The sequence below is a fragment of the Streptomyces sp. AM25 genome, from assembly GCF_058146165.1.
Genome location: NZ_JBKIWN010000019.1, coordinates 69,317 through 93,424 on the forward strand (window position 1 = coordinate 69,317; position 24,108 = coordinate 93,424).

The window sequence follows — 24,108 nt, forward strand, 5'->3', positions numbered from 1 at the left end:
AGGAAGTCGTGGACCCCTGAGAAGTCGTACGGACGGGGGTTCGAGTTCCCGGAGGGTTGCAGGAGGTTCCCGGGCGGCTTCCGGAACGCCCTCCGATCTCCAGGTAGTCGGCCGGGCGGGGCCGTTGGTTCCCGGCCGCGAAAGGGACAATCCTCACGTGCCGTGCAACGGGCGCAAGGCCCGGATCGCGCGCCGGGCCGTGCCACGATGCCTCGATGACCGCACGTCACCCCCTCAGTCCGTACGCAGCACTGATCGGCTTCGCCCTGCTCCTGACCGCGCTCTTCGGCGTCGCGTACGCCGCCGGCTCCGCGGCCGGGCCCGTCTCCCCCGGCATGCACCGCACCGGCGGCGGCCCGGGTTCCGGATCCGGCGGCAGCGGCGGCGGGGGCATGGACGGCATGCCGGGGATGGGCCACTGATGACCAGCACCGCGACAACGTCCGCGGCCACCGAGACCGAGCTGATCGTCGGCGGCATGACCTGCGCCGCGTGCGTGGCCCGCGTCGAGAAGAAGCTCGGCCGCCTGGACGGCGTGAGCGCCACCGTCAACCTGGCCACGAGCCGCGCCCGCGTCAGCCACCCTGCGTCGGTGACGCCGGCCGAGCTGATGGCGGTGGTGGAGGGCGCGGGCTTCACGGCCGCGCTGCCCGAACCCGAGCGGCCCGTCGCACCCGACGACGACGGGCCCGGTGCCACGGCCCTCACCCGGCTGCTGCTCACGGCCCTGCTGTCCGTGCCGGTGCTCGTGCTGTCCATGGTTCCCGCGCTGCAGTTCCGCAACTGGCAGTGGCTGTGCTTCGCGCTGGCGACGCCGGTCGCGGCGTGGGGCGCGTGGCCGTTCCACGAGCGGGCGCTGCGCGGGCTGCGGCACTCGGCCGCGACGATGGACACGCTGGTCTCGCTGGGCGTGCTGGCCTCGTACTCCTGGTCGGCGTACGCCCTGTTCCTCGGCGGCGCCGGGAACCCGGACATGCGGATGCCGTTCACGCTGGTGCCCTCGATGGCGGGCGGTACGGCGGACGTGTACCTGGAGGCGGTGGTCGGCGTCCCGCTGTTCGTCCTGACCGGCCGGCTGCTGGAGGCCAGGGCCCGCCGCAGCACGGGCTCGGCGCTGCGGGCACTGGCCTCCCTCGCCGCCAAGGACGTGACCGTCCGGGCGGCGGACGGCACCGAACGCCGCGTCCCGATCGCCGAGTTGCGGGTCGGCGACCTCTTCGTCGTACGGCCCGGGGAGCGCGTGGCGACCGACGGCACGGTCGTCGCGGGCAGTTCGGCGCTGGACCTGTCCCTCGTCACGGGCGAGAGCGTCCCCGTGGAGGCCGCTCCGGGCGCGTCCGTGGTGGGCGGTGCGGTCAACTCCGGCGGGCTGCTGGAGGTACGGGCCGAAGCGGTCGGCGCGGACACCCAACTGGCCCGGATCGCCCGGCTGGTGGAGGACGCGCAGGCCGGCAAGGCGAAGGTGCAGCGGCTGGCGGACGCGGTCGCGGGCGTCTTCGTCCCGGCGGTCCTCGCCGTCGCCGTCACCGTCCTCGGCTTCTGGCTCGGCGCGGGCGCGTCCCCGCAGGCGGCGGTCACCGCGGCGGTCGCGGTCCTGGTGGTCGCCTGCCCGTGCGCCCTGGGCCTGGCCACCCCCACCGCCCTGCTGGCGGCGACCGGCCGCGGCGCGGGCCTGGGCATCCTGGTCCGCGGCCCGCAGGCCCTGGAGGGCCTGCGGCGCGTGGACACGGTCGTCCTGGACAAGACGGGCACGCTGACGACGGGCTCGATGACCGTGACGACGGTGACCCCCCGCCCCGACGGCCTCGGCACCGAGGAGGCGGTACGCCTCGCGGCGGCGGCCGAGTCGGGGTCGGAGCACCCGGTGGGGCGAGCGATCCACGCGCACGCGGGGGCCGAGGGGCTGCCGCGGGCAACGGACTTCACGGCGACGGCGGGCGTGGGCGTGAGCGCGACGGTGGAGGGGAGGCGGGTGGAGGTGAGGAGGCCGGAGACCATCGAGGCCGGAGACGGGGGCCGGGGCGAAGCCCCGGTGAATTCCCCCGACGCCAAGGGTCCGGCGGAATCACAACGGCAGCAACTACCCGAACGCCTCGCGGCAGCGCTCCGCACCGCCGAACAGGACGGCCACACGGCCGTCGTCGTCACAGTGAACGGCACCGCCGAAGCCGTCATCGCCCTCGGCGACACCGTACGGGCCGGCAGCTACCGCGCCGTCGACCACCTCAAGCGGCTCGGCCTGCGCCCCGTGCTGGCCACGGGCGACAGCGAGGCCGCGGCCCGCGCCGTCGCGGCCGAGCTCGGCATCACGGAGGTCCACGCGCGGGCCACCCCCGAGGACAAGGCCGAACTCGTGCACGCGCTGCGCGCGAAGGGCCACCGGGTCGCGGTCATCGGCGACGGCGTCAACGACACCGCCGCCCTCGCGGGCGCCGACCTCGGCATCGCGATGGGCGGCGGCACGGACGCGGCCATCGGCGCCGCCGACGTCACCCTCGTCCGCGAGGACATGGGCGTCCTGGCGGACGCGGTGCGCCTGGCCCGCCGCACCTCGGTGACCGTACGGGCCAACCTGGCCTGGGCGTTCGGCTACAACCTGGTGACCGTGCCGCTCGCCGCGGTCGGCCTGCTGAGCCCGATGGTCGCCGCGGCCGCGATGTCGGTCAGCTCCCTGCTGGTGGTCGGCAACAGCCTGCGGCTGCGCACGTGGCAGCCGGTGCCGGCCCGTTCGGGACGGTCCCGGCGTCCCATGGTGAAGGACTCGTGATGGTGATCAAGGACTCGCTCATCCGCACCGCCCGCGCGGCCCTCGTGCCCGTCGCCGCGTGCGCGGTCGCCCTCGGCGGGCTGACCGCCTGGACGGCCTCCGGCGCAGCGGGCCGCCCGACCTCGGTGACGGTCGAGGACGCGCGCGTCCTGGTCCCGTTCGGCACGGACGACACCGCGGCCTTCTTCCGGCTGCGCAACGCCGGGGACATCGACGACGAGCTCGTCGGCATCGACGTCCCCTCGGCCCGCGGCGCGATGCTCAGCCGCACGGTCGTGAAGAACGGCGCCGGAACGATGCAGATGGTGCGCTCCGCGACGGTCCCGGCGAACGGCACACTGGAGATGTCCCCGCACGAGCTGGACGTGATGGTGTCCGGGCCGCCGAGCCTGCGCGTCGGCGACCGCCTCCCGTTCGTCCTGCGCTTTCGCGAGAGCGGCGAGGTGCGGGCCGAGGCGGTGGTCGTCCGGCCGGGAAACTGACCCGGCACCTGCGCAAGGGGGCCACGGGCGACAGCGCCCGTGGCCCCCTTCGTACGCGTCGCCGCCTACCCCGCCATGGCCGGTACGCGCACCGGCACATCGCGTTCGGCCGTCTCCAGCTGGCCGATCAGCGACTCGCGGGCCCGCGCGACGCGGGAGCGCACGGTGCCGACCGGGCAGCCCGCGACCACCGCGGCCTCGGCGTACGGCAGTCCGAGCAGCTGGGTCAGGACGAACGCCTCACGGCGCTCGTAGGGCAGCCGGTCGAGCAGCTGCGAGAGGGCCACGCCCTCGTCGAAGCCCGGCAGCCCGGCGGACTGCACCCGCTCGGCGGCCGACAGCCAGTCGTCGGTGTCGGACAGCCGCGGCCGCGCCGCCTGGAAGCGCAGCCGGTCCACGACCGTGCGGCGGGCGATGGACAGCAGCCAGGTGCGGGCGGAGGAGCGGCCCTCGAAACGGGCCAGCGAGCGCAGGGCCCGCAGGTACGTCTCCTGCACGAGGTCGTCCGCGCCCTGCGGATCGTTGCTCAGCCGGGCCACGTACCGCCGCACGTCGCTCTGCGTCGCGCGGATGAAGCGCTCCACGGAATCGGCGTCGCCGCTGCGGGCGGCGAGCGCCCAGGCGGTCACCGTCTCGTCGTCACGCACGGCGGCCTCCTGCGACGATGGCCGGGTGCACTGCAGTGAGGCCCGTACCGCCATATCCGCCCGCATCGACCGCGAGGAGCTGCCGCCGGGAACGACCGGCGCGGCGCTCGACGCGCACCTGCGCGGGTGCGCCGAGTGCCGCCGCTGGGGCGAACGGGCGCTGCGGCTCAAGGTGCTGGCCAGGCGGCTGGACATCGGCTGACGGGTGGACATCGGCTGACAGGGTTGTTCGGGCAGGGGTCATCGCCCCGGGTCCTTCCTGGATTCCGGGCGCCCGGTGGTGTGGAGCGGGCAGCCCGGTGACGTGTTCGGCCGGGTGGGTCGCCGTCAGCGGTCAGCAGAAGGCGACACGGGCGGCCGGCGGACCACGCGTGGCGATGACATGGGCGTACAGCAGCCGGCGCAGCCGCTGTGCGGCACGCGACCGGTCGGCGCGGATGCGCGGCGGGCCGGAGCGGGCCGGTACGTCCTGGAAGAGGAGGAGCAGCGGGGCGCACAGCCGTGCGCCGATGGTGCGGCCGAGGCGGAAGGCGGCCTGCTCGCCGCCGGAGAGCCAGATGCCGCAGACGACGGCGACCAGGACGTGCGCGGACCACATGCCGAGGGCGCCGTGGCCGGCGCCCATGGACATGTGGTCCATGCCCATGTGGCTCATGCCCATGTGATCCATGGGCATGGGCGCCGGGGGAAGGCCGCCGCAGGTGAGGTGCTCCGTGACCGGAGCGGGCATGGACGGGCCCGTCGCCGGCCTCTGCGCGACGCTCTGCGCAACGGTGAAGAAGGAGTGCAGACCAGTCTGCGCGCCCACCGTGGCGAGCGTGATGAGCAGCGGCCCGCGTTCGCGCCCCGCCAGGAACCAGGCACAGCTGCCCGTTCCGGTCAGTGCGACGGCGACGGCCCACCACGGGACCGTGGTCCCGGACATGACGGCGTGGCCCAGGGCGGCGAGCAGCACGCAGACCGCTGCGAACACGGCGGCTCGCAACGCTCGCGGCACTTGTCCCGCCTGCTGCCCACTTTTCATGACCCGCACATCGTTGCACCCGCTCCGGGCGGAGCGACGGCGGGGTGCGTACTGCACCCGGGTGCATGGCCCCGCCCCGTACCGTCCGCCCGGCGGTACGGGGCGGCGGGCCACCGGCTCGGGGGGATGGACCGGGGCCCGGTCCCGTCGCGCCAAGTGGGACTCGCAAGGGAGAGTCTTCCGCGCGGCGGGCCGCGCCGGGAACGTGTGCGAGGGGGTGTGCGCGGGCGAAACGCACACACCCCGTGTGAAGGAAGGGATTCCGCTTCGCCGCTACACCGCGCCCCGCTGGAACCGTCGCGGCAGCCAGGCCGCACTGTCCTTGTCCCCGAACCGGCTCCCGATCGCCCCCTTGATCACGGAGAGGGCGGCGGGAATCGCGGCGATGGCGGCGGCCTTGATGGCGGAGACGCTGACGAGGTTCGATCCGTCGGCGATGAGCAGGCCGAGGAACGTGGTGACGTAGGCGGCGAGGGTCCGTTCGGCTATGTCGGCGAGCACCTTGGAGAACATGGTGGAGGACGTGTTGGAGGACATGCTTCTATCCGTTCCTGGGGTCCGGGGAGTTCCGGAGCGGGGTCGGGGGGTACGAGTGGGCAGGGCCGCGCGGAGTGGTGCAGTGCCGTCGCGCGTGGTCTCGTGTGACGTGCTCACTGCAATCCCCTGCCTGTCCCGGGTGTACCCCGTACGGCCCCGTCCCGCACCGGTCCCGCACCACGACCTTCGAGGAGGTTCCTCGTGGCCAGCACCCATGCGGAGTTGGTGGCCGCGTCCTGGCGGCGCTCGGCGGCCGCCCTGCCGGCTCCCGAATTCCTGGCCCCCGTCGAACTGTCCGGCCCCGAGCTGGAGGGCTACCGCCGGGCGCATCCCCTGGCCCGGGCGATGCCGCTCTTCCGCGAGCTGCTCGGCTCCCTGGCCGACGACGGGACGCACCTGCTGGCGGTCTGCGACGCGGCGGGCCGCATGCTGTGGGTCGAGGGCCACCCCGGGCTGCGCGGCCGGGCCGAGCGCATGAACTTCGTCGCGGGCGCCCGCTGGGACGAGCGGCACGCCGGCACCAACGCGCCGGGCACCGCCCTCGCCCTGGGCCACGCGGTGCAGATCGTCGCCGCCGAGCACTACAACCGGCTGGTGCAGCCGTGGACGTGCGCCGCCGCGCCCGTCCACGACCCGCACACCGGACGGCTGCTGGGCGCCGTCGACATCACCGGCGGCGACCGGCTCGCCGCCCCGCACTGCCTGGCCCTGGTCCGCGCGACGGCCCGCGCGGCCGAGGCCCAGCTGGCCGCCGACCGCGGCGGCGCGGCCGGCGGCTGGTCGCTGTCGGCGCTCGGCAGGGACGAGGCGCTACTGGCCGGGGCGGGCCGCCGGTTACGGCTGGGCCGCCGGCACAGCGAGATCCTGGTGCTGCTGGCGGCCCACCCCGAGGGCCTCACCGGTGACGGCCTGGCGGCCGGACTCTACGGCTGCGAACGCGCGGTGCCGCCGGTGACGCTGCGCGCCGAACTCTCCCGGCTGCGGCGCCTGGTGGGCCCGCTGCTGGGCTCGCGCCCGTACCGCCTGTCCGCCCCGGTGGAAACGGACGCGTCCCGCGTGGAACGTCATCTCGCAACCGGCGACCTCCGCACGGCACTCGACCACTACGACGGCCCGCTCCTCCCCCTGTCCGAGGCGCCGGGCGTGAGCAGGCTGCGCCGCCTGCTGGAGGACCGGCTGCGGCGCGCGGTCCTGGGCAGCGGGGACGCGGGCGCGCTGCAGTCGTGGGCGGACAGCCCCTGGGGCGAGGACGACCTGGAGGTGTGGGAGCGGCTGCTGGCCGCGCTCCCGGAGAGCGCGGCGCACCGCCGCTCGGTCGCGGTACGGGCGCGCCTGCTGCGGGCAACGTTCGCGCAACCTGTCCGGCGCTAGCGTCCTGGGCGCACAGTCGACCGGCAACCGCCAACCGGAGGGCGTCCCATGACCCGCTATGCGAGCCCCGGCTCCCCTGACGCGATCGTCTCGTACCGCTCGCGCTACGACCACTGGATCGGCGGCGCGTACGTACCGCCCAAGCAGGGACGGTACTTCGAGAACCCGACCCCGGTGAACGGGCAGCCGTTCACCGAGATCGCCCGCGGCACGGCGGAGGACGTCGAGGCCGCCCTGGACGCCGCCCACGCCGCGGCCCCCGGCTGGGCCCGCACCTCCCCGGCCGAACGGGCCGCGGTGCTGAGCCGCATCGCCGACCGCATGGAACAGAACCTGGAGCTGCTCGCGGTAGCCGAGTCCTGGGAGAACGGCAAGCCCGTCCGCGAGGCCCTCGCCGCCGACATCCCGCTCGCCGTCGACCACTTCCGCTACTTCGCGGGCGCGATACGGGCCCAGGAGGGCACCCTGTCCGAGCTGGACGAGGACACGGTCGCGTACCACTTCCACGAGCCGCTGGGCGTGGTGGCCCAGATCATCCCGTGGAACTTCCCGATCCTGATGGCGACGTGGAAACTGGCCCCGGCCCTGGCGGCCGGCAACGCGGTGGTCCTCAAGCCGGCGGAACAGACCCCCGCATCGATCCACGTCTGGCTGGACCTGGTCGCGGACCTCCTGCCGCCCGGCGTGGTGAACATCGTCAACGGCTTCGGCGTGGAAGCGGGCAAACCGCTGGCCTCCAGCCCGCGCGTAGCCAAGATCGCCTTCACCGGCGAGACCACGACGGGCCGCCTGATCATGCAGTACGCCTCGGAGAACCTGAAGCCCGTCACCCTCGAACTCGGCGGCAAGAGCCCGAACATCTTCTTCGACGACGTCTCGGCCGCCGACGACGACTTCCTCGACAAGGCCCTCGAGGGCTTCACCATGTTCGCCCTCAACCAGGGCGAGGTGTGCACCTGCCCCTCCCGCGCCCTGATCCAGCGCGGCCACTACGCCTCGTTCATGGAGGCGGCCATCAGCCGCACCGAGGCCATCGTCCCCGGCCACCCCCTCGACACCGCCACGATGATCGGCGCCCAGGCCTCCAACGACCAGCTGGAGAAGGTCCTCTCCTACCTCGACATCGGCAAACAGGAGGGCGCCCGCATCCTCACCGGCGGCACCCGCGCCGACCTCGGCGGCGAACTCAAGGGCGGCTACTACGTCCAGCCCACGATCTTCGAGGGCACCAACCGCATGCGCATCTTCCAGGAGGAGATCTTCGGCCCGGTCGTGGCCGTCACGTCCTTCACCGACTTCGACGACGCGATCACCACCGCCAACGACACCCTCTACGGCCTCGGCGCCGGCGTCTGGACCCGCAACGGCACCACGGCCTACCGCGCAGGCCGCGCCATCCAGGCGGGGCGCGTGTGGACCAACTGCTTCCACGCATATCCGGCTCACGCCGCGTTCGGCGGGTACAAGCAGTCGGGGATCGGGAGGGAGGGGCACAAGATGATGCTGGATCACTATCAGCAGACGAAGAACCTCCTCGTCTCGTACTCGGCGAAGAAGCTCGGCTTCTTCTAGGGAAGTTGAAAGGTCATTCGAGCCCGTCCCCAGGCATCCGGACGCCGCCCTCCCGTCAACCCCTAGGGAAATCAGACCGGTTCGCCCTCCTCTCGGACGATCCGCCGGACGGAGTGCGGCTCTAGCGTGTGGGAGCCGCACGAATGCCGGAGCGAGGGAGACGGACTCGGATGACACGACAGGTGAGCCACGACGACGGGCTGGGCCGACGCCAACTCCTGGCGAGAGCCGGTGCGGTAGCGGTCGGTGGGGCGGCGGCCGGGCTGGCTGGGTCCGCCGGAGGAGCCATGGCGCTGGAGCCGGATCCTTCGGCATCGCCGGCCCTCGGGCCGGTGACCGTACGGCCCGGCGACCGCCGCTACGAGAGTCTCCTGCGCGGCAACAACTTCCGCTTCGCCGGTCACCCCGACGAGATCCGTGTCTGCGGCTCGACGGAGCAGGTCGTCCGCGCGGTGCAGGACGCCGTCCGGTCCGGGCGCCGTATCGCTGCCCGCAGCGGCGGGCACTGCTTCGAGAATTTCACCGCCGACCCGGCCCTGCGGATGCTGCTCGACCTCTCGCCCATGGATGCGGTCGGTTACGACCCCCGGCACCGCGCCTTCTCCGTCCAGCCGGGTGCCACCCTCGGCCACGTCTACCGCACCCTGTTCAAGGGCTGGGGCGTGACGATCCCGGCCGGCGGGTGCCCGGAGGTGGGTGCGGGCGGCCACTTCGCGGGCGGCGGCTACGGGCCTCTCTCGCGCCGCTACGGCTCCGTGGTCGACCATCTCCACGGCGTCGAGGTCGTGGTCGTCGACCGCGACGGCACCGCCCGCGTCGTCGCCACCCGCGAGCCCGACGACCCCCACCGCGACCTCTGGTGGGCCCATACCGGCGGAGGCGGCGGCAACTTCGGGATCGTCACCCGCTACTGGCTCCGTTCACCGGGCACCTCCGGTACGGACCCGTCCCTGCTGCTGCCGCCCGCGCCGCAGCAGATGCGGGAGTGCGTGGTGAGCTGGGCCTGGGACGAACGGATGACCGAAAAGGCCTTCACCGCGATCCTGCGCAACTTCGGCACCTGGCTCGAGCACCACAGCGCGCCGGGCTCGCCGCACACCGGTCTCTACCCGATCCTCCTGCCCATGCACCGCAGCACCGGCTTCTTCTCCATGGTCGTGCAGATGGAGGCCGCCCTCCCCGACGCGGAACGCCTCCTCACGGACTTCGTCTCCGCCGTGACCACGGGCACCGGAGTCGAGCCCACCTCCGACAGCCGCCGCACGATTCCCTGGCTCCACGCCCTGACCTGGCCCGGCACCGGTGAACCGGGGAACGTCTTCAGCCGCCGCTACAAGATCAAGGCGGCTTATCTCCGCCGCTCCTTCACCGACCGCCAACTGGCCGCCGTCCACCGCCGTCTGACCGACTCCGCACACATTCCCGGCGGCATGCTCATCGTCGGCTACGGCGGCCAGGTCGGGGCGGTACGGCCGGACGCCACAGCCGTCGCCCAGCGCGACTCCGTCATGAAGGCCGTCTTCCAGTCCATCTGGACCGACGCGTCCGAGGACGCCGCGAACCTCGCCTGGGTCCGCGCCCTCTACCGCGACGTCTACGCGGACACGGGCGGCGTCCCGGTCCCGGACGACGCCGTCAGCGACGGCTCGTACATCAACTACCCGGACACCGACCTGGCAGACCCGGCCTGGAACACGTCGGACGTGCCCTGGCACGCCCTCTACTACAAGGGCAACTACGCCAAGCTGCGTCAGGTGAAGGCTCATTGGGACCCCCGGAACGTGTTCCGGCACGCCCTGTCGATCAAGCCGGCTGTGTGAGCCCTCACCCGCCCCCTCCAATCCATGGCGTCGTCAACGGCCAGGGCTGCCCCGCCGCTACGCCGCCGCCACCGCGCCCACCGCCTCCAGCACGGCGTCCATCTGCCCCGGCCTCTCGACGTGCGCCACCGGCACCCGCGAGCGCAGATACCGGTTGAACTGCGAGGGGCCCAGCACCACGGCCAGCCCGGGCTCGTGCGTCATCAGTCCGTCGAGCATCTTCGGGACGCTCACGCCGGTCGTGGTGATCCGCAGGAAGAGGTCCCGAATGTCGTCGGCCGTCGTGAGCGTGCGCGTCTCCAGGCAGGAGCAGACGGGGATCTTCGGATCGGCGAAATCCATACCTGCGATCTCGGCCGCCATCGCATCGCTGATGTGCTGCTGGATCGGCGAATGCGTCGCGGGCAGTTCCGGTGAGATCTTGGCGACCTGGTGTCCGGGCGGCAACGACTCGGCGAGCCGGTCCAGTTGGTCCAGGTATCCCGAGAACATGACGCATCTCATCGTGCCGTCACCCACGGGCCCGAGGTCGACCCCGCGGTGCGAGCCGCCGACCCGTTCCGGTGCGTAGGCATCGCCGTCCGGGTTCTCCCCGACCGGGATCCCGACGAAGGCCACGCCCTGCGCTCTGCTCGCGGCCTCTCCCCCGGGTCTCAGCGGCTCGTCCCACGATCGCGCGAACAGCGTGAATAGGGCCTCGCGGCTCACGGCCCCCGCGATGCAGGCGGCGACCTGCGCCCCCAGGCTGAGCCCGCCCGTCACCGAGGGGCGCGCCCCGTGCTCGGTCAGCACGTCGTACACGGCGAGCGCCTGCGCCGCCTGCTGAATGGCTTTCACCCGGCGGGAGGGCGCGCCTAACGGCGGCTCGCTGCGGCCCAGCAGCTGGTCCGGGTCGTATCCGGTCCACTCCTCGACCTGGCGGTACGTGGTGCGGGCAACGGTGTACTGCTCGTACATCGGGCCGGCGGACGACCCCTCGTTGTGCATTCCGCCGAAAACATAAGCAATCGTCATGTGGATGTAGCGTGCCAGTAGTTGATCACGCAGCGACAGATCGTCTTCGGCCATGGTCGGTGACCGGCAGAAGGGCTAGTTATCGTCGTCCGATAAGGGTTTCTGCGGGCAAGGCCCGGGGCATTCGCCGATCCAGGCCTTCGGTGTTTTCCGAACGAGCAGCTAGCCAGGGGTGTTTCGGATTGTCGATCCGTGTGCCGGTCGTGGACGACGACGCCTTGGTGCGTGCGCAGCAGACGAAGGAGAACGGGACGCCGTACTTCTGGTGCGCGGTCGTCTCGTCGGTCGTCGTCGCGACCGTGCTCCACGGGCAGTTGTCCGGCTCGCGCGAGGTGGTGGCGGACGTGGTGGCGGCCCTCGTCATCGGGTTGGCGGCCCGCCTGGCACAGCGCCGGGCGGTTCTCCGCCGGACGTCCCGTCGCCACAAGGAGGAACGGGACGACCCAGGCGCGCCCTGAATCGTCGCTCGGCTTCGCCCGACCGGGCCCCGCCCCCTCCGGGGCGAGGGCCCGGCCGGACCCGTTCAGGAACCGTCCGCCGCCGGCACGGAGTTGTCGGCCGGCACCGCCGCGGAAGCCTGCTCCGCGGCGGCCGGCCTGCTGCTCCGGTTGAAGACGATGATCGAGATCACGATGACCGTGAACCCGACGATCTCCGACACCGTCGGGCGCTGGCCCAGTACGGGCCAGGCGATCAGACCCGCGGCGATCGGTACGCCGTAGAAGTACGACGCGACCCGGTCCGCGCTCTCCGAACGCATCAGGATGAACAGCAGGCTGAGCGCACCGATCGACACCCCGACCGACATCCACAGTTCGGACAGCAGAAATTGCGGCGTCCACCGGATGACGCCCTTTTCGAAGATCAGCGCGCCGACGAGCATGACGACGGCCGACGAGCCGGACTGGACGAATCCGTTGACAAGCGGGTGTGCGCCGGGGCTCTTCATCTGGAAGTAGAACTGCCCGGTGGACAGCCCCAGCAGGCCGAGGAAGCCGAAGGCGATATTGGTCGGGGTGAGCCCGGACGACGACTCCAGGCCCCGGTAGACCGTGATGGCGACGCCGACCACTCCGCCGATCAGGGCCAGTACCGACAGCAGCCGGACCTTTCTCGCGGTCACGACGGAGACCATCAGCCATACCAGAATGGGCTGCAGCGCGATGATCAGTGCCGAGACCGCGGGGGTCATACCGTGGTAGAGCGCGTAGAACACGCCGACGGAGAAGATGCCCTGCAGCAGGATGCCGCTGATGACGAGGTGGACATAGCCGGAGCGCGGCCACTTGACCCGCAAGCACATGACGAGGGCGAACAGGATGACTGCGGTCGCGCCGAACCGGATCGCCAGATAGTAGAGAGGTTCCGCATAGGGCAGGCCGTACCGGCCGCCCACGAATCCCGATCCGTAGATGGTGACGAACACCAGCACGATCAGCGAAACCTTGAGGTTCTTGTTCCCGAGGTTCTTGTTCCCGATATTGTTCCCGCCGGCCACTAGCGCACGCCGACCTTGGCATGGTGCTGAGCGCCGGCGAGCCGGCCCGCCAACTCGTATTCGTTGACCAGGGAGATGATCTCGTTCTTCAGCACCGCGACGGCCTTCGGGAAATCGGCCTCGTCCACGGCGAGCCGCGTGTTGGGCGCAGTCGACCGGGACGCCTTCTCCAGCATGCCGATTCCGTACACCCGGGACAGGATGCGGCCCAGAATCACGGTCTTGTCCTGGGACGGCGCGTCGATGAGGTGGCTGAGGTTGATGTCGGTGATGTGGAAGAACGCGTCCTCCAGGTAGCCGAACCGGCCGATGAACTCGAGCGGCGAACGGAGCCCGGACTGCCGGAACTCGCGCAGGAAGAGGTTGGCCAGGTGCTGGCACAGCAGGTCGTTCGTCCCGTCGAAGACGGTGTAGACGCGGGCGTCGAGGAGGGCGTAGGCGGCGATGTTGTCCGGCGCGTCCGTGCGGTATCCCTCGCCGCCGCACAACTGCTGGTAGTCGATGGCCGATTCCAGCATGAGCTCGGAGGCCAGCACCTTGGTCGCCAGCGAGGCGAACATGCTGTGCTCCAGGTCCGTGTAGTAATCCTCCGCCAGCATCAGCTGCCGGTACAGCGCATTGCACACGACGTAGTTCTGCCGGATGCGGTCGACCTTGTACCGCACGTAGTCGATGTCGTGCAGCGTGCCGTCGCCTATCGCCCTCGTGCTGACGTGACGCAGCGCCTCCGTGCTCAGCCGACGCAGGAATCCGCTGCCCATGGCGGCCTTGCTGAACCGGGACCCGCACAGGATCTCGGCGGCGTCGCCCAGGCTCTCCCGGGTCTTGGTGAGCCGGTAGTGGCGGGGCACGCGCAGGTCGAGGGTGTTCAGTCCGTATCCGAGGTTCTTCAGCCCCAGGCTGTCGTAGACCTCGGTGGTCACGAACCCGCCGTCCGACCGCTTGTGCGCGAAGTAGGCGAACTCCTTGCGCTCCGGGTGCTTGGCGCAGACGATCCACCAGTCCGCCTGCTCGCTGAACGCCTGCCAGTGTTTGATGCCGGTGACCCGGTACACGTCACCGTCGTCGTGGTAAGTGGTCTGCATACGCGCGAGGTTCGAGCCGCTGCTCGGCTCGGTGAAGGCGAGACCGCCGATGACGGGATTGTGGAGGAAGTCGTCGAAGACCTCCTTCTTCAGCACGTCGTCACCGCCGGACGCCACGTTGCGGAGGAAGAGGACGGTCACGATCATGGTGTACATGCCCATCGGCAGATTGCGCTCGGACATGATCTCGATGATCTCGCACATCTCCCGGTGGCTCTCCCGGCCGCCGTACTCGCGGGGGATGGCCGGCAGGTAGAGGCCCAGGTCGACCAGCTTCTGCAGGCTCTCCTTGGAGAGCGGCTCCTGCGGCAGCCGGGCACTGTCGAACTCGTCGATATTACGCCGGAAGTTGTCGAGGAACTCGGGCGAATCGAGGCCGACCAGCCGGTCGCGCGGCACACTCATGGCAATCATCCAATCTGGGCAGATCTGGGCAGATCTCGGCAGGCAAATCGGTACTGGTGCTACAGCGCGGTCAGTTCGGCCCGCAGATGGTCCGGGATGCTTGCGGTGGCTTCCCGTTCGTAATCGAAATGGACCATGACGCAGGTGCCGTGGGCGACTTCGGCGCCGTTCTGCGTGGCCGTCTGCTCGATGGTGATCGAGGTGTTCCCGATCTTCGTGACCTTCGTCTCGACGACGACGTCGTCCGACGCGAAGATCTGCCGGGTGAAATCGATCTCGTACCGGCGCAGAATGAGCGCGAGGTCACGCATGTTCGGTTCCTTGCTGAACAGCCGGAAAATCGGCAACCGTCCATGCTCGAACCAGACCGGCACTGCGGAGTTGGTGACATGGCCGAGTACGTCGACTTCGGAGAAGCGCGGCGAAATCGTCACCTTCAACGTTCTACCCCCGATTGGTTCAGTTGTTCGATTGATCGACAGTGTCTCATCGCCGAGCTTCCGTCATGGGTGTGACATGCAGCACGCCGACCGCGAAGCGGCGCGACAGGGCCGCAGCCAACGCGCCGCCCGATGCTGAGTGATACCGGCGAACGAAGTCAACTGTTTCCGGGAGCTTGAACGGGCGTCTCCGGGCACGGAGTTGGCATTCCACGGGGCCGAATGGCGACTGTATACACATCGAGTCGGGGCACTGCGGGGAGTCGGACGGGGATATGACGCAAGGGATCGGCGACGGGCACCAAGTGTTCAACTGCAGGGCGCGGTGAGCGTGGCATACGGAACTGACGGGGAGGTGTACTCGTGCGGAACGAACGGGCCCTGCGGGAGGGGGCGAAGGCCGGTGGGGCGGCTGACCGCCCCGGCACCAAACACACCGATGGAGCGGCCTCTGTCCGAGAAGAGGCCGCTCCCCCTGTTTCGCTCGTGCAGGCGCCGCAGCAGGTGACGCGCCCGGCCGACGCTTCTACCCCGCCGATCCCGTCTCTATTCGGCTGATTCCGTCCAGGTGACCGGCAGTTCGTGGACGCCGTAGATGTTCATGTCCGTCTTGAGTTTCACCTCGTCGGCGGGAACGGCGAGTTCGAGGGTCGGGAAGCGGCGCACCAGGCCGGCGAAACCGGCGCGCATCTCGATTCGGGCCAGTTGCTGGCCGAGGCATTGGTGGATGCCGTGGCCGAAGGACAAGTGACCGCGGGCGTTGCGGTGGACGTCCAGGGTGTCGGGGTTGTCGAAGCGCCGGGGGTCGCGGTTGGCGGCCAGCAGCGAGACGACGACGGTCGATCCCTTGGTGATCGTTTCACCGCCGAGCTCGATGTCCTCCGCGGCGTAGCGATAGAAGATGTCGCCGACGGACAGGTAGCGCATGAGTTCCTCGACCGCATCGGGCAGCAGCTCGGGATCGGCGCGCAGTTCGGCCAGTTGCTCGGGGTGCTCCAGGAGCGCGAAGGTGCCCAGTGCCAGCATGTTGGCGGTGGTCTCGTGGCCCGCAAGCAGCAGCAGGAAGGCGATGCCGACCAGTTCCTCGATGGTGAGGTCGTCCTGGCGGGCCAGGTCGGACAGGATGTCCTCGCCGGGTTCGGCGCGTTTGCGCGTGACCAGTTCAGCCAGGTACGTGGTCAGTGCACCGTACGCGGCCACCTTTTCCTCCAGCGACTGTTCCTTGACCAGGAACTTGGCGGAGTTGACCTGGAAGTTCTCCCGGTCCGCGTAGGGGACGCCGAGCATTTCGCAGATCACCAGTGAGGGCACCGGCAGCGCGAACTCCTTGACGAGATCGACCGGCTGGGCAAGGCGCGCCATCTCGTCCAGTTGCCGCTCGGCGATCTCGACGATGTGCTCTTCGAGCTGCTTCATGCGTTTGACGGTGAAGGCGCCGATGAGCTTGCGCCGCAGCCGGGTGTGGTCCGGCGGGTCCATGGCGACGAACATGCCCGGTATCTGCGGGGACGGTTCGGTGGGAGTGGGCATGCCGGGGGTCTCGTACGGCACGTGGAGAATGCCGATGTCCTGGCGGGAGCTGAACCGGGTGTCGGCCAGGAGCTGGCGCACCGCCTCGTATCCGGTGACGAGCCAGCCCGCGTGGCCGTCGGGGAAGACCAGGGGGCTGACCGGGCGGGTCTCGCGCAGCCGGGTGATTTCGCGGGGCGGGTCGAAGGGGCCCGCATTGCGCTCCATCGGAAGACCGTGCGGGGTGGGAACCGTTTCACTCATCGGATTTCCTTTACTGGCGTGAGCATGACAGAGACGTGCATGGGGTCCAGCGGTTCGAGGACTTGAGGGGCCTGCGGAGAGGCGGCGGTCAGGGCTTGGCGCGGCGGATGTCGATGTTGCCGTAGCGCGTGCGGGCACGGACCTGGACGGTTTCCTCCGTCTGCTCCGGGGTGTCGGAGGCGGTGAGGGCGTTGCGCACCTGCCCGTTGTCGGCTTTGGCGTCGAGCCAGGCGGCGGTGCCTTCGCGGATGCCGATGTCGATGGCGCCGTAGGAGGTCTCCAGCTGGACGGTGCCGCGGGCGACTTCGGCGACGCGCAGGGTGCCGTGGGCGGTGGTGGCGGTGACCGGGCCCTCGGCGCACGCGATGTCGATGTCACCGTTGGCGTTGCTCACCCGCAAGTCGCCGGTCACGATGCCGACGGTCGTGGTGCCGTGCGAGTTCTTCAGAACGGCCGGCCCGTTGATGGCGCCGACGCGCAGGCTGCCGGTGCTGGTGGTGATCTCGGTCATGCCGTCGGCCCGGTCGACGCTGATCGAACCGTGCGACGCCGTCAACTGGAGCGGGCCGGTGGTGTCGAGGCGGACGTCGCCGGAGGAGGTCTTGACGCGGACGGCGCCGAGGCGGCCCTCGCCGAGGACCTGGACCCAGGCACCGGTGGTGTCGATGCGCGAGCCGGTGGGCAGTTCGACCGTCACGTCGACGACGCCGGAGCGGCCGACGATGTGGCGCTGCTTGGGCGTCTTGATGGTCAGGACGCCGCCGGCGTACGTGATCTCGGTCTGCTCGGCCGCCCGTACGTCCAGGTCCTTCTTCGGGTCGCGGGGCCGCGCCTCGACGACCGTCTCGGGGCTGTCACCGGCGGTGAACCGGATGGAGCCTGCGTACACGAAGGCGGTGGCCGAGATCGGTTCGGGGGTGGCGTAAGAAGGCATGGCGGTCCCGTCCTCTTGGGTCTCATGCTCGCCCCCGGCGTCGGGGACGTGGTGTGGGTTGCGGGTGAAGTCGTGCGGGCGGAGTGCTGTCAGCGCACCCAGCCCGTGAAGCTCTGTCCGACGGTGCGGGCCGGCTGCGTCGCACGCGGGCGGGCACCGCTCCCGGCTGCGGCCGATACGGCGCGTACCAGCCAGGCGTTGACCGACAGACCCTCGCGGTTCGCAGCGTCCTCGACGCGGGACTTGAGGTGGGCCGGCAGGCGCAGATTGACGCGGGCGGTGCCACCCTCCTCGCCGTCCGCGGGCGGCTCGACGGGCACGGTCACTGCTTCTGCGGGCCCGGTGTCGGCGAGCGGCGGTGTGACGACGAAGTCGGGGTCCAGTCCGCGCAGCCGTACATCGACCGAGCCGGGGGCGAGTTCACGGGTGATCTCGTCCATCGCGGCGGAGAGCACGTTGAGCATGGTCAGACGCGTCGCCGACTCCAGCGGAGCGGTCAGCCGCTCGGCCAGCTCGCGGGCATCGTCCCCGCCGGCTTCGGCGGCCACCGCCAGCTCGCGGCGCAGGGTGTCGACATACGACGTGAGGTCCATGACGAGCATGATGGCATCACAATGGCGCCACATGCAAGCTTTATGGCGCCATGAGTGAGGAGGGGCCTGAACCGCCGTGGCGCCATGTACACCCAGGCACTTGAGGAGTGCGGGCTGATGCCGGATGACACCAGGTGGCGCCAGGTGAGGCCAGGCGGCGCCACATCGCGCCACCCGACGCCATGAGGTGCCGATCCCCCGGACAGCACCCTGCCCGATCCGCCGGACCGTTCCGGCGGATCGGGCAGGGGCAAGCTCCGCTCCGGGACAGCAGCCCCCTTACACCGACCGCGCCCCGCCCACGGCCGCCACCGCCGCCCGGCGGTCGTCCTCACCCTCCCCCGGGCGCCGCGCACTGAACAGGAGGCCCACCGGTTCGGTGTCCGCCGGCAGCCCTCGCATCGGCTCCCAGGACACGTCGGTGAAGCCGCAGTTCTTCAGGGCGTCCTCGTACGCCGCGCAGCTCCAGTAGTGGACGTCCAGCGAAGTCGGCGGCGTGGTGGGGATCGAGATGGTGTACGGGTCCCCGTCGCGCAGCCGGTCGGGGCGGTGCAGGACGAATCCGTTGGGCTGCGATACCTCCGGCTGCAGACCGGGGTTTCCCACAATGGCGAGCAGGCGCCCCCGGGGCGCGAGGTTGGCGTAGGCGCTGCGGCACATACGTTCCAGGACGCTGCGGCTGTCCGCGTAATGCAGGACGAGGGCCGCAGTGACGACATCGAAGGCACCCAGCACCGGCAGGTCGGTGATGTCGTGCACCTCGTAGCGCACGCCGAGTCGCTCCTGCTGCTCCGTACGTCGCGCGAGCTCGATCATCGCGGCCGAGGCGTCCACGCCGAGCACCTCGACTGCTCCCTCTCTGCGTAACACGCGGGTGAACGGCCCCACGCCACAGCCGAGGTCGAGGACCGAGGCACCGTTCAGCCGGCCGATGGCGTGCAACAGCGAGGGGATCTCCACGGTTTCGCGATAGGGGCCCACGACACGGTCGACCTCGCGGTAGTGCGCGGCAATCTCGTCGTATTGGGGGGTCAACGGTTCTCCCTGGGAGTGTGGCCGATGGGTCGCGTGGTGCAAGTGGGGTGATCATCCCAGCAGCGGCCGAGGCCATCAAGAGCCCTTCGCCAGGGCGGCGGTGGGCGGGCAGGCCGCCCGGCGAAGCGCGGCATCATCCCCCAACTCACCCCCGATGGCAAGGAATTCCTTGACGTCGAGCCTTCACCGCTCCGTGGCGGCTACGCTACGGGCAGCAACGGCCCTACCTCTCACAGGGCGCCCTGCCCGTCCGGTGCAGGGCCCCGGGACACGTACCGGGAACCGCAAGAGTGAGGAGCCGAGCTGATGGTGAGGCCGAAGGGCAGAAGGAAACACCGAAGGCGGCACCCGCTTCGCGAGTGGATGACGCTTTCGGCTGCACTTCTGAACGTGGTTGCCGCCATCGCGCGGTGTTGCGATCAGCTGGTGCGCTGACGGCGTGCCGCTGACGTGGTTTCGGACGATCGGTCGGTCTGCTTGCCAAGTGGGCCCGGCCGCCGGGTAGTCGGCCGGGCCCACGCGATGCCTCGCGCGTGACGGACCTGGCTCCGGGGGCCAACGGAGCCGGGTCTTTCGTGCGCCGCGCGAGAGACTGCCCTCGCCGGCCGGTCCGCAGGCCTCGCAGAGTCCACGGAACCCGCGGAGTTCCCCTGCCCGACGTACGGTCATCCGCAGGTCGGCGACGCCCGTCACTGTAGCAACTGCCTACGCCGCGGACCCCCGTGCTGTCCCGGATTCCTGCAGGTCACGGGGATGGCGAATCCTGGCGCGCCCTTGCGAACGCCTGGCGACCGCCCCGTGCTCCCCTGCCGTCGAATGCATCTTCGCCGCAGGTCACCAGGGGTGGCGAAGGTGGCTCACAGCATGGCGGCCGGGGCGCAGCCCTGGCGAACGACACGGCGTCGACCGTCTGTTGAACGGCACCCGCCACCATCCCGGCATCCCAGCCCCTCACGGAGACGGATGCCTGATGAACAGCAAGCACCTCACACGACCCACGCTCCGCGCCGCGGCCATGGCAGCCGCCGTCGCCGGCAGCCTGCTGGTGCCGACGGCCGCCCTGGCGGCGCCGGCCCCCACCCCCAGCCCCTCCCCCGGTCACGACGGATACGTGTCCGCCGCCCGGTCCGACGCGCAGATCCGTTCGTACTGGGAGAAGCACGCACACGACAAGATCTACGCTCCCACCCTCGACAAGAAGGCCGAGAGCAAGCCCAGTTCGGAGAGACCTTCATCGGAGAGACATGCCGCCGAGGACGGCAAGTCCGTCAAGATCGCCGGCACCGCGCCGACAGCCGCAGCCACCGCCGCAAAGGGGCGGAGCGCCCTCCGCAGCGGTGCCGCCGACCTCCGCGAGAGCGTCCGCTCCTTCACCGGGCGCCTCAACTGGGACAGCGGCCCCGGCTACATAGGCCTGTGCACCGCCACCGTCGTCGTGTCCGACAATCACGACACCCTCGCCACCGCCCGCCACTGCATGAAGACGCTCTCCGACGACGGCGACATCGACCCGAACGCCAACTACCGCTTTGCTCCCGGCTGGTACAGCGACGCGAGCGGCGAGCACGCCCCTTACGGCTGGTTCACCTGGCGCGGGGCCGCTATCACTCCCGAGAACGACCAGCAGGGCGACGACACCGCGTTCATCGCCGTCAACCCCCAGAACGGCAAGCACGTGCAGGACGTCGTCGGGTCCGCCGGCATCGCCTTCAACGCGGCGCTGCCGTCCAACGTCGCCTTTGCCGGGATCCCCGGCGACGTCAACCAGCTCCACGTGTGCGAGCAGCCCGCCCACTGGGGACCGGACAACCCTCCGCAGATCCTGCTGCAGAGCTCCTGCGACGGCGACAGCGAGCTTTCCGGCGGCGCGTCCGGCGGTGGCGTCTACGATGCCGATGCCTTCCGCAACGGCGGTGGCCTGTACGACATCGGCTCGTACTCCGGCTCCCGCCTGAACCAGGCGGCAGCCGCCTCCTTCCGTGACGAGGCGGTCAACATCTACCGGGCCGTCGGCGGTTCGCAGGGGAACGGCGACGTCGTCCTCAAGCCCGGCTTCACGATGAACGCCGGTTCGTCCGTCACCGCGGGCGGCACCACTCTGACGCTGCAGAAGAACGGGCAGCTGCACCTCAACGGCCCGCGCAGGGACTGGTGGAGCGGCCAGGCCAACATCAGTGGGGCCCACCTGGACTTCCAGAGCGACGGCAACCTCGTCGTCTACGACGGCAGCGGCACTGCGCACTGGGCGCTCAACCTCAACAACCGCGAGGGCGGCATCGCGCCCGTGGCCGGGTCGACGGTGAAGCTCCAGGCCGACGGGAACCTGGTGGTGTACGGGCCGGACGGCGCCGTGAAGTGGGCGGCCTTCTGCTACGGCACCGGCCACTGCTGAACGGAGCGGGGACGGCGGTGACGGGCACCCCTCGGGGGCCCGTCACCGCACGCGGCTGTACGTCCTGACCACCACACCGTTCTCGAACACCCGCACCGAGCCCAGCGTGAACTCGGTGACCGCGAAGCCCGAGCCGAACATCGGCATGCCGGATCCGTACACCTGCGGGTACGTCTTGATGACCAGCTCGTCGACCTCGTCCAGCAGCTCGCCCGCCAGCTGCGATCCCCCGCAGAGCCAGACGCCCAACCCGCTCTCCTCCGCCTTGAGTTCGCGGATCCTGCCCACCAGGTCGTCGGATATCAGCTCCACGTTCGGGTCGGGCGATTCCGTGAGGGAGCGCGAGGCGACGTACTCGCGCATCTGCGCGTACGGGCTGGTGATGCCGGCGTCCAGCGCCAACTGGTAGCTGGCCCGGCCCTGGACAACCGTGTCGAAGTGCCGGTTCTCCACGTCGCCGAAGCCGAGAATCTTGCGGCCCTCGGCCGAGACGGTCTCCGGGTACTCCGTCTTGAGGTACTCCAGGAACTCCTCGGTGGCGTACTTGTACATGGACGACGCGTCGCCGCCCGGGTCGCCGATGAAGCCGTCGATCGTGCAGGCGACGAAGTAGGTGAGCTTGCGCAAAACGGTCCCCTCCCGTTGGGTCGTCGTCGAGTGCCTCCCGACAACCAACCACTTCATCTATAGTGCTTCATCTGTAGTGGTTGAGCAAGCAGATTTTTCCGAGAGTCCGAGAAGGCGAGGAGGCACTCGTGGCCAGGAATCCGGAGCGCAGGACAGCCCTCATCGACGCCGCCATAGAGGTGCTCGCGCGCGAGGGCGCGCGCGGACTCACCTTCCGCGCCGTCGACGCCCAGGCCGGTGTGCCGGTCGGCACGGCCTCCAACTACTTCACCGACCGGGACGATCTGCTGACGCAGACCGCCGGCCACATCCACGTGCGGATGTCCCCCGACCCCGTACAGGTCGACCGGGCCATGCGGCCCGAGCCCTCGCGCGAGCTGGTCACCGAGCTCATGCGGTGGCTGGTGCAGCGCGTGTCCGCGGAGCGGACCGGCTATCTGGCCATGCTGGAGCTCCGCCTCGAAGCCACGCGCCGCCCCGCCCTCCGGGTCGAGCTCGACCGCGCCATACGCGGCGCCTACGACGAGTCCGCGCGCTTCCATTTCGACGCCGGGCTCCCCGGGGACGAGGACAGCTTCCTCGTCCTCTACCTCGCCATGACGGGCGTGCTCCTGGAGCACCTCACGCTGCCCGACATGATCCCCGAGGCCGACCTGGACCGGCTGGTGGAATCCGTCGTCACGCGCGTCCTGCCGCCCCGGTGAGCCGGGCCAAGCGCTCGTACGAGTCCAGCAGCGCGGCCCGGTCGTACGAGCCCGTCGTCACCAGCACCTCGTCCGCATCCGTGCGTGCGACCAGCGCCGTCAGGTCGGCCGCGACCTGCTCCTCCGTACCGTGGATGTGCCCGCGCAGGCCGGCCTCGTAGTACTCGCGCTCCCGGTCCGTCATCGACAGCGCCTCGATCTCCTCGGCGGGCCGCAGCGGCGGGAAGACTCCGTGCGTGCGGGAACGGGCCAGCGCCCACGCCTCCGGGACCAGCAGCCGCCGCGCCTCGTCGGCCGTGGCGGCGACGGCCACGTTCGCGGCGACCACGACGTACGGCTCCTGCCACCAGGGGGACGGCCGGAAGGCCGCCCGGTACCGGGCGATCGCGGCGCGCATACCGTCCTCGCCCTTCAGGCCTCCGATGACGAGCGCGGCTCCGGCCGCCGCCGCGACCTCCGCGCCCGCGTCGTTGGCCAGGATGAACGCCGGCACGCGCAGCCCCTCGGCCAGGTGGGCGTGCACCTGCGGGTACGCGCGCGCACCTGCGGTGAACCACTCGGCCAGCTCGGCCAGTTGCGCACCGAAACCGGCCATCGCCTCCTTCTCCGTGCCCAGCGCCCGCCGGATCCCGTCCGTGAACCCCACGGACCGCCCGAGCCCCATGTCGATGCGCCCGGGGAACAGCGACCCGAGCACGCCGAACTGCTCCGCGACCACCAGTGGCCGGTGATTGGGCAGCATCACCCCGCCCGTCCCGACCCGGATCCGCCGCGTCGCCGCGGCCACGGCCGCCACGAGCACGGTGGGCGCGGCCCCGGCCACACCCGGCACGCTGTGGTGCTCGGCCACCCAGAAGCGCCGGTACCCCAGCTCCTCGGCCCGCTGGGCGAACTCCACGGTGTCGCGGAGTGCCTCGCCCGGCGGGTGGCCCTGCCGGGTGTGCGAACGGTCGAGGACGGAGAGGGGGATGGGGGCGGGGACTGGAGGGGCGGGAGTGGTCACGTTCAGTGCAACGCGGGGGCGGGAGCGGGGATTCCTTGGGCGGATGTGTCGGGGCGCGTCAGAAGGGGACGTCCAGCCCGGCCTCTCGCATGGCGTGCACTGCCGCGTCCATGCACGCACCGGCCGTGGCCCCGTCGATCCGGATCGTGCAGGGCAACGGCCCACCACTCGCGACGAAGGTCCACGCCCGCCGGCCCTCACGCATGCGCTCGACGTCGACCCGGAGCATGGGCGCGACGCCCTGTTCGCCGAGCCATTCCATGATGAGCAGCGTCACGTCCTCGACCCCGCTGTCCGGGTCGGGCTTGGGCCATCGGTTCTTTCCCTTCATCACATCTGTGACTGTACGCAACGTCTTGTCAGGCTTGGTCACCAGGCCGGGATG

24 protein-coding genes are annotated in these 24,108 nt (G+C 70.7%); 10 read left to right on the forward strand and 14 right to left on the reverse strand.

Features of this window, described 5'->3' with window-relative positions:
• The first annotated feature begins 215 nt into the window (after nt 1–215).
• The 3 genes from ACLHRZ_RS25310 to ACLHRZ_RS25320 are packed head-to-tail and all read left to right on the forward strand — an operon-like array spanning nt 216 to nt 3,249.
• A complete protein-coding gene (locus ACLHRZ_RS25310) occupies nt 216–422 on the forward strand; it encodes a hypothetical protein (RefSeq protein WP_490420808.1) in 207 nt (68 codons plus the stop codon).
• Nucleotides 422–2,767 (forward strand): heavy metal translocating P-type ATPase, encoded by a 2,346-nt coding sequence (locus ACLHRZ_RS25315; RefSeq protein WP_490420809.1) that lies wholly within the window; start codon nt 422–424, stop codon nt 2,765–2,767. Before ACLHRZ_RS25310 ends, ACLHRZ_RS25315 begins: the two co-directional genes overlap by 1 nt.
• A complete protein-coding gene (locus ACLHRZ_RS25320; RefSeq protein WP_490420810.1) occupies nt 2,767–3,249 on the forward strand; it encodes a copper chaperone PCu(A)C in 483 nt (160 codons plus the stop codon). Before ACLHRZ_RS25315 ends, ACLHRZ_RS25320 begins: the two co-directional genes overlap by 1 nt.
• A gap of 65 nt (nt 3,250–3,314) precedes the next feature.
• Here ACLHRZ_RS25320 and ACLHRZ_RS25325 read toward each other — a convergent pair whose 3' ends face one another.
• Nucleotides 3,315–3,896 carry a sigma-70 family RNA polymerase sigma factor gene (locus ACLHRZ_RS25325; protein WP_490420811.1) on the reverse strand — a complete coding sequence of 194 codons (582 nt, stop codon included), beginning with the start codon at nt 3,894–3,896 and terminating at the stop codon, nt 3,315–3,317.
• A 25-nt stretch (nt 3,897–3,921) separates the two neighbouring features.
• Between ACLHRZ_RS25325 and ACLHRZ_RS25330 the strand changes: the two genes are divergently transcribed.
• Nucleotides 3,922–4,098 (forward strand): zf-HC2 domain-containing protein, encoded by a 177-nt coding sequence (locus tag ACLHRZ_RS25330; protein WP_490420812.1) that lies wholly within the window; start codon nt 3,922–3,924, stop codon nt 4,096–4,098.
• A gap of 132 nt (nt 4,099–4,230) precedes the next feature.
• Here ACLHRZ_RS25330 and ACLHRZ_RS25335 read toward each other — a convergent pair whose 3' ends face one another.
• Together ACLHRZ_RS25335 and ACLHRZ_RS25340 are read right to left on the reverse strand one after the other, a co-directional pair.
• Entirely contained in the window at nt 4,231–4,869 is a 639-nt protein-coding gene (locus ACLHRZ_RS25335) for a hypothetical protein (RefSeq protein WP_490420813.1), read from the reverse strand.
• Nucleotides 4,870–5,193: 324 nt separating this feature from the next.
• Entirely contained in the window at nt 5,194–5,457 is a 264-nt protein-coding gene (locus ACLHRZ_RS25340) for a holin (RefSeq protein WP_490420814.1), read from the reverse strand.
• A gap of 126 nt (nt 5,458–5,583) precedes the next feature.
• Between ACLHRZ_RS25340 and ACLHRZ_RS25345 the strand changes: the two genes are divergently transcribed.
• The 3 genes from ACLHRZ_RS25345 to ACLHRZ_RS25355 all read left to right on the forward strand — a co-directional run bounded on the left by ACLHRZ_RS25345 (nt 5,584) and on the right by ACLHRZ_RS25355 (nt 10,220).
• A complete protein-coding gene (locus ACLHRZ_RS25345; protein WP_490420879.1) occupies nt 5,584–6,828 on the forward strand; it encodes a GAF domain-containing protein in 1,245 nt (414 codons plus the stop codon).
• 48 nt (nt 6,829–6,876) lie between these two features.
• Nucleotides 6,877–8,400, forward strand: coding sequence for an acetaldehyde dehydrogenase ExaC (gene exaC / locus ACLHRZ_RS25350; protein ID WP_490420815.1), 1,524 nt, complete (start codon nt 6,877–6,879; stop codon nt 8,398–8,400).
• 170 nt (nt 8,401–8,570) lie between these two features.
• A complete protein-coding gene (locus tag ACLHRZ_RS25355; RefSeq protein ID WP_490420816.1) occupies nt 8,571–10,220 on the forward strand; it encodes an FAD-binding oxidoreductase in 1,650 nt (549 codons plus the stop codon).
• A 57-nt stretch (nt 10,221–10,277) separates the two neighbouring features.
• On the opposite strand, the gene ACLHRZ_RS25360 is transcribed toward ACLHRZ_RS25355, so the two are convergent.
• Nucleotides 10,278–11,234: a hypothetical protein gene (locus ACLHRZ_RS25360; RefSeq protein ID WP_490420817.1), complete on the reverse strand. Its 957-nt coding sequence runs from the start codon at nt 11,232–11,234 to the stop codon at nt 10,278–10,280.
• A 182-nt stretch (nt 11,235–11,416) separates the two neighbouring features.
• On the opposite strand from ACLHRZ_RS25360, the gene ACLHRZ_RS25365 reads away from it, so the two are divergent.
• Nucleotides 11,417–11,692, forward strand: a complete 276-nt coding sequence (locus ACLHRZ_RS25365) for a hypothetical protein (RefSeq protein ID WP_490420818.1) — start codon at nt 11,417–11,419, stop codon at nt 11,690–11,692.
• A gap of 65 nt (nt 11,693–11,757) precedes the next feature.
• On the opposite strand, the gene ACLHRZ_RS25370 is transcribed toward ACLHRZ_RS25365, so the two are convergent.
• The 7 genes from ACLHRZ_RS25370 to ACLHRZ_RS25400 form a co-directional block, all read right to left on the reverse strand.
• Entirely contained in the window at nt 11,758–12,732 is a 975-nt protein-coding gene (locus tag ACLHRZ_RS25370; RefSeq protein ID WP_490420819.1) for a DMT family transporter, read from the reverse strand.
• Entirely contained in the window at nt 12,732–14,222 is a 1,491-nt protein-coding gene (locus ACLHRZ_RS25375; protein ID WP_490420820.1) for an acyl-CoA dehydrogenase family protein, read from the reverse strand. Before ACLHRZ_RS25375 ends, ACLHRZ_RS25370 begins: the two co-directional genes overlap by 1 nt.
• A 59-nt stretch (nt 14,223–14,281) precedes the next feature.
• Nucleotides 14,282–14,656: an acyl-CoA thioesterase gene (locus ACLHRZ_RS25380; protein WP_490420821.1), complete on the reverse strand. Its 375-nt coding sequence runs from the start codon at nt 14,654–14,656 to the stop codon at nt 14,282–14,284.
• A gap of 552 nt (nt 14,657–15,208) precedes the next feature.
• The gene (locus ACLHRZ_RS25385; RefSeq protein ID WP_490420822.1) at nt 15,209–16,435 is read right to left on the reverse strand and encodes a cytochrome P450; all 1,227 of its coding nucleotides are present in this window, start codon (nt 16,433–16,435) and stop codon (nt 15,209–15,211) included.
• An 88-nt stretch (nt 16,436–16,523) separates the two neighbouring features.
• Nucleotides 16,524–17,369 carry a DUF4097 family beta strand repeat-containing protein gene (locus ACLHRZ_RS25390; RefSeq protein WP_490420823.1) on the reverse strand — a complete coding sequence of 282 codons (846 nt, stop codon included), beginning with the start codon at nt 17,367–17,369 and terminating at the stop codon, nt 16,524–16,526.
• An 89-nt stretch (nt 17,370–17,458) separates the two neighbouring features.
• The gene (locus ACLHRZ_RS25395; RefSeq protein WP_490420824.1) at nt 17,459–17,962 is read right to left on the reverse strand and encodes a hypothetical protein; all 504 of its coding nucleotides are present in this window, start codon (nt 17,960–17,962) and stop codon (nt 17,459–17,461) included.
• Between the two features lie 279 nt (nt 17,963–18,241).
• The gene (locus tag ACLHRZ_RS25400) at nt 18,242–18,997 is read right to left on the reverse strand and encodes a class I SAM-dependent methyltransferase (protein ID WP_490420825.1); all 756 of its coding nucleotides are present in this window, start codon (nt 18,995–18,997) and stop codon (nt 18,242–18,244) included.
• A 970-nt stretch (nt 18,998–19,967) separates the two neighbouring features.
• Here ACLHRZ_RS25400 and ACLHRZ_RS25405 point away from each other — a divergent pair.
• A complete protein-coding gene (locus tag ACLHRZ_RS25405) occupies nt 19,968–21,389 on the forward strand; it encodes a hypothetical protein (protein WP_490420826.1) in 1,422 nt (473 codons plus the stop codon).
• A 42-nt stretch (nt 21,390–21,431) separates the two neighbouring features.
• On the opposite strand, the gene ACLHRZ_RS25410 is transcribed toward ACLHRZ_RS25405, so the two are convergent.
• Nucleotides 21,432–22,016: a dihydrofolate reductase family protein gene (locus ACLHRZ_RS25410; RefSeq protein WP_490420827.1), complete on the reverse strand. Its 585-nt coding sequence runs from the start codon at nt 22,014–22,016 to the stop codon at nt 21,432–21,434.
• 128 nt (nt 22,017–22,144) lie between these two features.
• Here ACLHRZ_RS25410 and ACLHRZ_RS25415 point away from each other — a divergent pair, with 128 nt between their 5' ends.
• Nucleotides 22,145–22,720, forward strand: a complete 576-nt coding sequence (locus ACLHRZ_RS25415; protein ID WP_490420828.1) for a TetR/AcrR family transcriptional regulator — start codon at nt 22,145–22,147, stop codon at nt 22,718–22,720.
• Here the strand turns inward: ACLHRZ_RS25415 and ACLHRZ_RS25420 are convergent.
• Together ACLHRZ_RS25420 and ACLHRZ_RS25425 are read right to left on the reverse strand one after the other, a co-directional pair.
• Nucleotides 22,695–23,723: an MsnO8 family LLM class oxidoreductase gene (locus ACLHRZ_RS25420; RefSeq protein ID WP_490420829.1), complete on the reverse strand. Its 1,029-nt coding sequence runs from the start codon at nt 23,721–23,723 to the stop codon at nt 22,695–22,697. The two genes, ACLHRZ_RS25415 and ACLHRZ_RS25420, sit on opposite strands and share 26 nt — an antisense overlap.
• Before the next feature lie 58 nt (nt 23,724–23,781).
• Nucleotides 23,782–24,054, reverse strand: a complete 273-nt coding sequence (locus ACLHRZ_RS25425; RefSeq protein ID WP_490420830.1) for a hypothetical protein — start codon at nt 24,052–24,054, stop codon at nt 23,782–23,784.
• Nucleotides 24,055–24,108: the final 54 nt, after the last annotated feature.

Coding starts and splice junctions, on each gene's coding strand:
- ACLHRZ_RS25310 (WP_490420808.1), top strand. CDS start 216: ATGACCGCACGTCACCCCCTCAGTCCGTACGCAGCACTGATCGGCTTC.
- ACLHRZ_RS25340 (WP_490420814.1), bottom strand. CDS start 5,457: ATGTCCTCCAACACGTCCTCCACCATGTTCTCCAAGGTGCTCGCCGAC.
- ACLHRZ_RS25315 (WP_490420809.1), top strand. CDS start 422: ATGACCAGCACCGCGACAACGTCCGCGGCCACCGAGACCGAGCTGATC.
- ACLHRZ_RS25390 (WP_490420823.1), bottom strand. CDS start 17,369: ATGCCTTCTTACGCCACCCCCGAACCGATCTCGGCCACCGCCTTCGTG.
- ACLHRZ_RS25320 (WP_490420810.1), top strand. CDS start 2,767: ATGGTGATCAAGGACTCGCTCATCCGCACCGCCCGCGCGGCCCTCGTG.
- ACLHRZ_RS25375 (WP_490420820.1), bottom strand. CDS start 14,222: ATGAGTGTGCCGCGCGACCGGCTGGTCGGCCTCGATTCGCCCGAGTTC.
- ACLHRZ_RS25425 (WP_490420830.1), bottom strand. CDS start 24,054: ATGAAGGGAAAGAACCGATGGCCCAAGCCCGACCCGGACAGCGGGGTC.
- ACLHRZ_RS25360 (WP_490420817.1), bottom strand. CDS start 11,234: ATGACGATTGCTTATGTTTTCGGCGGAATGCACAACGAGGGGTCGTCC.
- ACLHRZ_RS25355 (WP_490420816.1), top strand. CDS start 8,571: ATGACACGACAGGTGAGCCACGACGACGGGCTGGGCCGACGCCAACTC.
- exaC (WP_490420815.1), top strand. CDS start 6,877: ATGACCCGCTATGCGAGCCCCGGCTCCCCTGACGCGATCGTCTCGTAC.
- ACLHRZ_RS25395 (WP_490420824.1), bottom strand. CDS start 17,962: ATGGACCTCACGTCGTATGTCGACACCCTGCGCCGCGAGCTGGCGGTG.
- ACLHRZ_RS25405 (WP_490420826.1), top strand. CDS start 19,968: ATGAACAGCAAGCACCTCACACGACCCACGCTCCGCGCCGCGGCCATG.
- ACLHRZ_RS25385 (WP_490420822.1), bottom strand. CDS start 16,435: ATGAGTGAAACGGTTCCCACCCCGCACGGTCTTCCGATGGAGCGCAAT.